General features: G+C 28.6%; 9 protein-coding genes and 2 tRNA genes. 1 reads left to right on the top strand and 10 read right to left on the bottom strand.

Translation table 11 applies throughout. From position 1 onward, the window contains the following. Nucleotides 1–83: 83 nt before the first annotated feature. From HMPREF0202_RS14250 to HMPREF0202_RS14220, 7 genes are all read right to left on the bottom strand, one after another. Entirely contained in the window at nucleotides 84–1,595 is a 1,512-nt protein-coding gene (locus tag HMPREF0202_RS14250) for a glycoside hydrolase family 10-like protein (RefSeq protein WP_023051421.1), read from the bottom strand. Between the two features lie 10 nt (nucleotides 1,596–1,605). Further along, nucleotides 1,606–2,100, bottom strand: a complete 495-nt coding sequence (locus HMPREF0202_RS14245) for a hypothetical protein (protein ID WP_023051420.1) — start codon at nucleotides 2,098–2,100, stop codon at nucleotides 1,606–1,608. A 70-nt stretch (nucleotides 2,101–2,170) separates the two neighbouring features. Beyond that, entirely contained in the window at nucleotides 2,171–3,196 is a 1,026-nt protein-coding gene (glpX, locus tag HMPREF0202_RS14240) for a class II fructose-bisphosphatase (protein ID WP_023051419.1), read from the bottom strand. 8 nt (nucleotides 3,197–3,204) lie between these two features. Next, a complete protein-coding gene (locus tag HMPREF0202_RS14235; protein WP_023051418.1) occupies nucleotides 3,205–3,474 on the bottom strand; it encodes a septum formation initiator family protein in 270 nt (89 codons plus the stop codon). Further along, nucleotides 3,474–3,977, bottom strand: coding sequence for a peptide deformylase (gene def / locus HMPREF0202_RS14230; RefSeq protein WP_040407719.1), 504 nt, complete (start codon nucleotides 3,975–3,977; stop codon nucleotides 3,474–3,476). Before def ends, HMPREF0202_RS14235 begins: the two co-directional genes overlap by 1 nt. A gap of 41 nt (nucleotides 3,978–4,018) precedes the next feature. Next, the gene (gene priA / locus HMPREF0202_RS14225; protein ID WP_023051416.1) at nucleotides 4,019–6,301 is read right to left on the bottom strand and encodes a replication restart helicase PriA; all 2,283 of its coding nucleotides are present in this window, start codon (nucleotides 6,299–6,301) and stop codon (nucleotides 4,019–4,021) included. A 9-nt stretch (nucleotides 6,302–6,310) separates the two neighbouring features. Beyond that, nucleotides 6,311–8,419: a penicillin-binding protein gene (locus tag HMPREF0202_RS14220; RefSeq protein ID WP_040407717.1), complete on the bottom strand. Its 2,109-nt coding sequence runs from the start codon at nucleotides 8,417–8,419 to the stop codon at nucleotides 6,311–6,313. Nucleotides 8,420–8,516: 97 nt separating this feature from the next. Between HMPREF0202_RS14220 and HMPREF0202_RS14215 the strand changes: the two genes are divergently transcribed. Further along, nucleotides 8,517–9,023 carry an OmpH/Skp family outer membrane protein gene (locus HMPREF0202_RS14215; RefSeq protein WP_023051414.1) on the top strand — a complete coding sequence of 169 codons (507 nt, stop codon included), beginning with the start codon at nucleotides 8,517–8,519 and terminating at the stop codon, nucleotides 9,021–9,023. An 80-nt stretch (nucleotides 9,024–9,103) separates the two neighbouring features. Here the strand turns inward: HMPREF0202_RS14215 and HMPREF0202_RS14210 are convergent. From HMPREF0202_RS14210 to HMPREF0202_RS14200, 3 genes are all read right to left on the bottom strand, one after another. Continuing rightward, nucleotides 9,104–9,179: transfer RNA gene (locus HMPREF0202_RS14210), tRNA-Val, on the bottom strand. Between the two features lie 2 nt (nucleotides 9,180–9,181). Next, nucleotides 9,182–9,256, bottom strand: a tRNA-Glu gene (locus tag HMPREF0202_RS14205). Nucleotides 9,257–9,324: 68 nt separating this feature from the next. After that, a complete protein-coding gene (locus tag HMPREF0202_RS14200) occupies nucleotides 9,325–9,681 on the bottom strand; it encodes an arsenate reductase family protein (protein ID WP_023051413.1) in 357 nt (118 codons plus the stop codon). Nucleotides 9,682–9,690 lie beyond the last annotated feature (9 nt).

The following is a 9,690-nucleotide window of genomic DNA, read 5'->3' as shown; positions in this document are numbered from 1 at the left end:
CTGACGCTCTACCAACTGAGCTACTCCCGCATCACTTACAAAGATATAGTACCACAATTTATATTGTTTGTCAACAAAGTTTTTTATTTTTTTAAAATAATTTTTTCCTTTACTTCACCTTGATTATGAACTCTATCTACTGGAGCTATTTTATAATAATAAGTCTTATTTTTTTCAATATTTTTATCTAAATATTTTAATCCATATTTTCTTTTTACAGTAGTTAAAAGGTATTTAGAGTTTTTTTCGTCAAACTCTTTATCTGTACTTCTATATATAGCATAATAATCAGCATAATTGTTAGCCGGATCATCCCAAGTCAAAAGAACTCCATCTTTTATAATTTTTGCTTTTATATTAGTCACTGGCTTTGGAGCTATAATATCTATCCATGGACTTGTTGGAGGCAATACCTGTGTCTCGTAAACTTTTTCTTTTAAATTTGTTTTAATATTCAAGCTATTTTTTTGAATCTTATCAAATCCAAAAAATACACTTCCATGAACATTCTCAAAATTTCTATTATACTTTATTTGATCTATAAGTTCATTCTCGTTTCTCCAAGCTTTATTACTTCCGATTTTATAAGCTGCATGACCTATGTACAAATGAACATTACTATTCTTAACTTCATTTATCCACCAATTAACCAAAATGTCATACTTAGCAACTTTTAAGTTAAAATCCCAATATATTTGTGGAACTATATAATCTATCCATTCATTTTGTATCCACGTCCTTGTATCTGCATATAAAGTATCATAATTTTCTGCACCCGCTCTTGTTGCCGATCCAGTTGGATCTTTATCATTGTTTCTCCAAACTCCAAAAGGACTTATTCCAAACTTCACATAAGGCTTTGTCTTTTTTATTTTTTTCGATAACTCCATTACAAAAGTATCTGTATTTTTTCTTCTCCAGTCCTCAAGCTTCATTCCTTTTCCATATAGTTTATAAGATTTAGTATCTCCAAAAGGAACAACTTTTTTGTTTTTATCTAACACTGGATATGGATAAAAATAATCATCCATATGAACACCATCTATATTATAATTTTTTACAACATCAACTATAACATCCTCTGTAAACTCCCTAGCTTTTGGATTTCCAGGATCATAATAATATTTACCACCATATTCAATAACCCAGTTAGGATTTTTTTTAGCTATATGATTTTCAGGAATTTTTTCATTATTTTTTAATGTTATTCTATATGGATTAAACCATGCATGAAATTCTAAATTTCTTTTATGAGCTTCTTCTACAAAAAATTCCAAAGGATCATATCCTGGATCTTTACCACTTTCTCCAGTTATATATTTAGACCATGGTTCTTTATTAACTTTTTTATAAAATCTATCTGCTGTAGGTCTCACCTGCATTATTACAGCATTCATATTCAAACTTTTTATTTCATCTAAAATATCAATATACTCTTGCTTTTGTTCTTCAATACTTAACCCTTGTTTAGAAGGCCAGTTTATATTGTCAACTGTTGCTATCCAAACTCCTCTGAACTCTCGCTTATTATCTTTACTAAAAACAAAAGAAAAACTTATTAAAAACAAGCAAAGTAAAAAAGTTAATTTTTTCATAGAATCACTCCTATCCCTTTATTATTGAAAACTTACCCTTTAGTTCATCCTTTAAAGTACAGATAAAATCAATTTTATTTCCCATAATTAAAGGGATAATTATCTCTCTTTTATCAATTGTAACTATTCTTATTATAACTTGTAGTCTATTTCCTTTTCCTACTACTCCTTCTTTCATAGTACATGTATCTATTTCATCAAAAGATAGATTCAATCCTTGACCTAAGATCCTTTTATTTTCACAATCTAAAATTATTTTATATTTAAAAAGATTTTTTAAATGTTTAAATCCTAAAAATAATAGCAATGCAGCTATTCCTATGTATGGTATGCTATAATTCTTTGTATACCCTATATATCCTTGAAGAGCTCCAATTAATATAAGTGGTACTCCTGTTCCTAACCATACAATCATTTTTTTACCTTCAAGTGTATACTTCTTTAATGGTTTATATTGTACTTTTGTCTTTTCTATTTTTTTTATAAAATCATCATAAAAAAACATTTATCCTCCTCATTTAATAATGAAGAAAAGTAGAGAATATTCTCTACTTTTCTATTCAATTATTATTTAATTATTTTACTAATTCCATTATATCTTCCGGTTTATAATCTAGGTTATGAACAGCATTTATATATCTAACTGTTTTACTTTTTCCTCTTATAACTAAAGTTTGAGTTCTAGCTATATTCCCTTTTCTTTTTACACCTTCTAAAAGATCTCCACTTGTTATTCCTGTTGCTGAGAAAATAACTTCATCATCTTTTACAAGATCATCCATCTTTAAAACATCTCCTACTCTTAGTCCCATCTCTTCACATCTAGACTTTTCATATGCAGATATTTTGTCATTTTCTAGTGATACACCTTTTACTTCACTTCTTAATTTTAATCTAGCTTGCATATCTCCACCTAAAGCCTTGATTACAGCAGCTGATATAACACCTTCTGGAGCTCCACCTATACCGTAAAGTACATCTACATCTGAATCTACAACTGATGTTAATATTGATCCTGCTACATCTCCATCTGGTAAAGCATAAACTTTAATATTTAAATCTTGTAAATCTTTTATTATCGTTTTATGTCTTGGTTTGTCTAATACTACTACTGTTAGCTCATTTAATGGCTTATTTAAAGCTTTACATATATTATCTATATTTTCCATTAAAGGTTTTGATAAATCAATTACACCTTTTGCTTCAGGTCCTACTATTAATTTTTCCATATACATATCTGGAGCTTTTAAAAAGCTGCCTTTGTTCCCTACTGCTAAAACTGCGATTGCATTAGCTTGACCTTGTGCTGTCATTCTTGTTCCTTCAACTGGATCTACAGCAATATCAACTTGTGAATATCTTTCTTTATCAGGAGAATCTATTCCTACCTTTTCGCCGATGTATAGCATAGGAGCTTCATCAATCTCTCCCTCTCCTATTACAATCTCCCCTTGAATTTTTATCCCATTTAGTACAGTTCTCATAGCGTCTACCGCTGCTTGATCTGCTGCCTCCTTATCTCCTCTACCTACCCATTTGTAAGCTGCTAAGGCTGCTGCTTCTGTAACTCTAGCAAACTCTAAAGCTAACTCTCTTTTCATTTTTCCTCCTACTTTGTTTCAATTAATCTATAAATTTTTTCTCCTGGTAAAACCATTTGGAGTTGATTCCTAGCTACTTTTTCTCTGTAAAAGGGATTATTTATATTCTCAATCATTTCATCATATCTAACAATTAAGCTTTCAATCTCTTTTTTTTGTTTAATCTTTATCTCTTGCTCCATTTTTAACTTATCGATTTTAACAAATGATCTAAATATATTTTGTCCTAAAAATGCAAAATGTATAACTAACGGGACTATCCAAAGTAGATTTTTCATTAGTTTTTACCTACCTCTTTTTTCAAAAGTTGTAATTTTTTAGATACCATTCTTTTAGCCACTGGTGATATTTTATCTACAAATAAAATAGCTTCTAAATGGTCATACTCGTGTTGGAAAGCTCTTCCTAAAAGTTCTGTTCCCTCTTCTATTACTTCTTCACCCTTTTCGTTTAAATACTTTATCTTTACTGTCACTGATCTTTTTACAGGTTTATAAATTCCTGGAACACTTAAACATCCTTCATCTATATTTTCAACAGTATCTGATAACTCTATTAACTCTGGATTTATAATTTTTCTTACAATCCCATCTCCAACGTCAATTACAAACATTCTCTTGCTTATTCCAACTTGTGGTGCTGCAAGTCCTACTCCATTAGCTTCGTGCATTGTTTCTACCATATTATCTAAAATTTCAAGTATCTCTGGCGTTATTTCTGTTACTGGCTCAGCTACAGTTCTTAAACATTCATTTCCATATATTTTTATGTCGTATAACATGTATTTTCCTCCAATTCTCTTTTTTTTCAATATATATTATATCATATTAGATTAATCGGGTCTACATCAACAACTATTCTATATTTTTTATTCTCTATTTTTTTCAATTTATTTTCTAAAAATATTTTATACTCATTGATTTCTCTTCTGTCCCCTTTTATAAATATATTGCATCTATATCTTCCTTTCACTTTATAAACTAATGATTTCATAGGTCCATAAAGCTCTACTTTCTCATGTTCAATCTCTTTAAATACCAAATGACAATACTCTTCTAATCCATACTCCTCATTTGAAGATATTCCAATATTTATTATTTTTGAAAATGGGGGATAAAAAAGTATCTCTCTTTTCTCTATCTCTTTTTCATAAAAATTTATATAACTATTTTCCTGAATTTTTTCTATTATATAATTTTCAGGTTGATAAGTCTGAATTATAACTTTCCCCTTTTTCTCTCCTCTTCCAGCTCTTCCCGCTACTTGAGTTATCATTTGATATGTTCTTTCACCTGATCTAAAATCAGGGATACTCATAATTGTATCTGCATTTATTACTCCAACTAAAGTTACATTGGGAAAATGTAATCCTCTAGATATCATTTGAGTTCCAATCATAATATCGTATTTACCACCTAAAAAATCATTATACATATTTTCATAAAAATTTTTTTCTTTTGAAACATCTCCATCAACTCTAATTATATTTACAGGAAATCTTTTTCGAAGCTCCTCTTCTACTCTTTCAACTCCACGTCCACTAAAGGATATATTTTTACTTCCACACTTAGAACAATGACCTAAAAATCTTTTTGATATGCCACAATAGTTGCACTTTAAGCTGTTATTACTTGCATAATAGTTTAATTTTATAGAACAATGCTCACACTCTTCCATATGTCCACATTCTTGGCATTGAACTAATGTAGAATATCCTTTTCTATTTAGAAGAAGTATTATTTGTTCTTTTCTTAAAAGTGCTCCTCTTATCTCCTCTAAAAGTTTTTCACTGAAAAAGCTATCTTTTTCCTCTTTCATATCCACAATCTCTATCTCTGGTAATTTTGCATCCTTATATCTATGATCTATCTCAAAAAGTTGAAATATTCCTTTTTTAGCATAGTAGTAACTTTCAATCGATGGTGTTGCTGAACCTAAAACTACTTTTGCATTTTCTAGTTCAGCTTTTTTTATAGCTACATACTTTGCATTATACCTTGGTGTACTATCTTGTTTATAACTATTTTCGTGCTCTTCATCTACAATAATGTATTCGAGATTTTTTACAGGAGCAAAAATTGCTGAACGAACTCCTAAAACAACTCTTTTATCACCTGTATATATGCTATACCACTCTTTAGCTCTTTCTATATTAGATAATCTACTATGAAGTATTGCCACCTCTTCTCCAAATTCTTTTTTAAATCTTTTTACCATTTGAGGAGTTAAAGATATTTCTGGAACTAAAAATATTGATCCTTTTCCATTTTCTAAAGCTCTCTTTATAAGTTGTATATATATCTCAGTTTTTCCCGATCCTGTTACTCCTCTTATTAAAAAATGCCTTTTATTTGAAGTTTCAATACCACTTTTTATTCTCTCTTGCTCTGAATTTAATTTAGTATCTTCCTTATATACCTCTTTTTCAATATCTTTTTTCAATTTCTCTTCATTAAAACTTTTTATTTTTCTTTCAAGTATTAATGTTCCGTTCTTCAAATGATTTTCAATAGTTTTTTTGTCAAATTTCTTTTCTAAAGTTGTTTTTCCAATTTCTACTCTCTCTTGAAAATATAATTTCAGTTCTAAATCAACATCTTCAACATCTTCTTGAAGACCATACCAACTATCTTGAACTTTTAAATAATTATTATCTAGATATTCCTGTATTTTATTTTTTGAGAATCTATCAACCAATGTTTTTTTTCTAACTAAACTCTTTTTCAAAAAATATTCTAAAATCTCATCTTTAATTAAAGTACCATTAAGATTTTTAGGTCGATAAATATCCTCATACTTTATTTTTACTCCTGAGGGCACTGCTGTAGAAAAAACTTGATCAAAAGGACTCATATAGTAATCTCTTATCCATAACAACAATTTTATAAATTTTTTAGAAAAACTTAACTCTTCATATAATACTTTTTTTATTTTCAAAACTTTAAAAGTATACTCTTTATCTTTTTCTTCTTCAATAATTAGTCCCACTTTATCTTTATTTCTAAAAGATACCAAAACTCTATCTCCAACGTTTATACTCTCTTCATCACTGGCATAAGTATAGAAATCTTTTGTCTTTTCTATATAGACACTATAATATCTCATTACTTTCTCCTAGTTTAATTTTATTTTTATTTTCTTTATATCTACCAATTCTTTTTGTGGTTCAACACTTTGACTTTGAACAACACCTGTTCCTGTTAATTCAACTTCAATATCACTACCCTTAAAAATTTCAATAACCTCTCTGGCACTCAACCCTTTTAGATCTGGCATTATAACTAATTCTTCATTATTTTCTATACTTCTCAAACTTCGTTTTCCTTGAACTCTTATGTTCTCTATCTTTTGTGAATAAATATTTTTTATCTTAGTTACCCTTTTTACAACTTCTCCTAATACTGGAGCTGCTGCTGTTCCGCCATATTTATCATACAAAACATCTCCTTGAGGCTTAAAAAACATAGCTAGTAGTATATACTGAGGTTTTTCTACAGGAAAAAATCCCATTACAGATGATAAATATTCATGCTTTACATATCTTCCATGTTCACTATATTGAGCAGTTCCTGTTTTTCCACCTATTCTATAATCATCAACATGAGCTTTTTTTACAGTTCCTTCCAATACAGCTAACTCCATCATCGCTCTCATCTCTTTTGATACTGCTTCTGTTATAATTTTCCCTTTTGGTATAGGTAAATTTCTTCTAACTACTAAACCATCTCTATCTGTTATTTTATCAACTATATATGGTTGATACATTACTCCACCATTTATTACTGCTGAAAAAGCCGTTATCATTTGAATTGGTGTTACGGCAATTCCTTGTCCAAAGGACATTGTACTTTTTTTCAATCCATTCCATCTTTTTACAGATTCTCTTCTAGGTTTTTTTTCATAAGGATAATCAACACCTGTTTTATCATATAATCCAAATCTCTCTAAATATGAGTCAAACTCCTCATTTGTAAATTTATCTCCTATTAATACCATTCCTACGTTACTTGACTTTTTTAATATCTCTTCAGTTGTTAAAATACCTTTTACACTTCTACTACTTTCTCTTATAGTATGTTTATATTTCGTTATGGTTCCATTTCCAATATCAAAATTAGTATTTCTTCTTATTTTTTTCTCTTGTAAGGCTGCGGCTATTACAAGTGGTTTAAATATAGATCCCGGCTCTACTTGGGATTGGAATATTGGATTAGCTACATTTTTTTTATTTTTTCTAAAAAATGAAGTTGCTAATATTTTACCATTATTTGGATCCATTAAAACAGCGTACGCCTCTTCTGAATTTGTTTTTTTAAACTGTTTTTCCATTTCATCATTTAAAATATATTGTAAATCATTATCAACAGTTAAATGAATATTCATACCATCTAAATTAACTTTTGTTCTAGCACTAGAAGTAGGCAATCCGATTCCTAAACTTCTAATACTTGGGATTATTCTAGATATTTTATCCCCTTTTAAATAATTTTCATAAAAAAGTTCTATTCCAAAAATCCCTTCTTTTTCTGTACCCTTCTTAAAACCTATATTTCCAACTAAAAAGAAATATTGATCCGGCTTGTAATATCTTCTTTCTTTTCTTCCACTTAAAAATATAATATTTTTACCTTTTATATTATATTTTTCTAAAATCTCTTCAATCTCTTTTTTCTCTACATCATCTATATTCCTGTTTAATCTTTTATAAACTCTCTCCTCTTTTCCTAGTTTATTTATTGTATTTAACAATGGTCTATAGTTATCTCTTATATACTTCTTATTTACTAACTCTTTTAAAGCTTCAGGTGCCTCTAAAGATTTTATAAATCTTTTGGGATCAACTGATAATTCGTACATATTAATACTATATGCTAACCCTTTTCCCTTTGAATCGTATATGTTTCCTCTTTCTCCACCTTCTCTTCTTTCGACATTTATCTGCTTATTTATAGCTTCTTTATAATTGTTTGAATCAAATAATTGTATCTGAATCATTCTAAATATTAAAATAAAAAAACAAAATAAAATTATATCTGAAGCTATAAACGATCTTAGTATAAAATTATTTTTCATTTTTATTTTTTTCCATTTAAAAAAAACGTATAGATTATATATTAACATTAAAACTACCGCAACTGTTAATAAAAATTTTCTATAATATAAAGAAAGCCCGATACCAAATATCTGTATCAAAAGTAAAAATATTTTTAGTTTCTTATTCAATTCTCCACCCTCTTTTTATTTTTCTTTTAAATATTATATCAAATATTGACAAAATAATGTATAATAAGAATAAAATTCCACAAAAAGGAGTATTTATATGAATGTTTTATTTCTATTGCTTTTTATGACCACTTCAGCCTTTGCACTCAATATTGGAGTTATCGACTCTGAATACATCTTTAGTCAATACAATAAGCGTTTTGAAATGGAAGAAAAACTTGAAAATAAAAGATTAGAGTTAAATTCAGAAATTGAAGGATTAAGACAAAGCTTATTAGAACAAGAGAAGATTATCAAATCAAATTCAAAAATTACAGAAGATGACAAAAAAAAATTATTAGATTTAAAAAAACAATTTCAAGAAAAGATTGAGACTTCTGAACGTGTTTTTCAAGAGGATCAACAAAATTTTATTTATGATATAAAATTCGAAATAGATTCTGTTGCTATTTTAATTGGAAAACAAAAAAATTTAGAAATGGTTATTGAAAAAAGTGCTACAATTTATGGTGGTGTTGACCTAACTGAAGATGTTCTTAATTTTTTAAACAATAAAGAGTCTTATAAACTAGATACAACTAATCTTTTGAAAAAGCAATTGTAAAAAAGGGCTAAGCATAATTTATCCCTTTTTTTATTTTACAAAAAATAAAAAAAAGCACATATGTGCTTTAAAAGTTCATATGGTGGAAACAACTGGACTTGAACCAGTGACCCCCTGCTTGTAAGGCAGGTGCTCTCCCAACTGAGCTATGCTTCCAATGGTACCCCGTAGGGGAATCGAACCCCTGTTTATAGAGTGAAAATCTATTGTCCTTACCACTGAACGAACGGGGCAACTATCGCTGACGCGTTGTTGCTACATAATAATAGTACCATTTTTTTCATTCTTTGTCAATAGTTTTTTAATTTTTTATCTCTTCCCATTCTTTTTCTTTAAATCCTATTAAAACCTTGTCTTTCCCTATAAGTAGCGGTCTTTTTACTAACATTCCATTAGTTGATAGAATATCTAAAAGTTCATCTTCATTGTTTTGAGCTACTTTTTCCTTTAAGTTCATCTCTCTATATAGAATGCCACTTGTATTAAAAAACTTTTTTATTGGCTGACCACTTAAAGTAATCCATTTTTTTAACTCCTCTTTTGTTGGTTTATTTTCAACAATATGTCTTGACTCAAAATCCACTCCATTTTCTTCTAGCCATTTTTTTGCCTTTGCACACGTTGAACATTTAGGATAATTTACAAATAAATATTTCATAATTCACCT

This window comes from Cetobacterium somerae ATCC BAA-474, assembly GCF_000479045.1.
In the GTDB taxonomy this organism is placed as follows: Bacteria; Fusobacteriota; Fusobacteriia; order Fusobacteriales; family Fusobacteriaceae; genus Cetobacterium_A; species Cetobacterium_A somerae.
The sequence above is the reverse complement of the archived record's forward strand: the minus strand, read 5'-3'. Positions and strand labels throughout refer to the sequence as shown.

Coding starts and splice junctions, on each gene's coding strand:
- HMPREF0202_RS14250 (WP_023051421.1), bottom strand. CDS start 1,595: ATGAAAAAATTAACTTTTTTACTTTGCTTGTTTTTAATAAGTTTTTCT.
- HMPREF0202_RS14245 (WP_023051420.1), bottom strand. CDS start 2,100: ATGTTTTTTTATGATGATTTTATAAAAAAAATAGAAAAGACAAAAGTA.
- glpX (WP_023051419.1), bottom strand. CDS start 3,196: ATGAAAAGAGAGTTAGCTTTAGAGTTTGCTAGAGTTACAGAAGCAGCA.
- HMPREF0202_RS14235 (WP_023051418.1), bottom strand. CDS start 3,474: ATGAAAAATCTACTTTGGATAGTCCCGTTAGTTATACATTTTGCATTT.
- def (WP_040407719.1), bottom strand. CDS start 3,977: ATGTTATACGACATAAAAATATATGGAAATGAATGTTTAAGAACTGTA.
- priA (WP_023051416.1), bottom strand. CDS start 6,301: ATGAGATATTATAGTGTCTATATAGAAAAGACAAAAGATTTCTATACT.
- HMPREF0202_RS14215 (WP_023051414.1), top strand. CDS start 8,517: ATGAATGTTTTATTTCTATTGCTTTTTATGACCACTTCAGCCTTTGCA.
- HMPREF0202_RS14200 (WP_023051413.1), bottom strand. CDS start 9,681: ATGAAATATTTATTTGTAAATTATCCTAAATGTTCAACGTGTGCAAAG.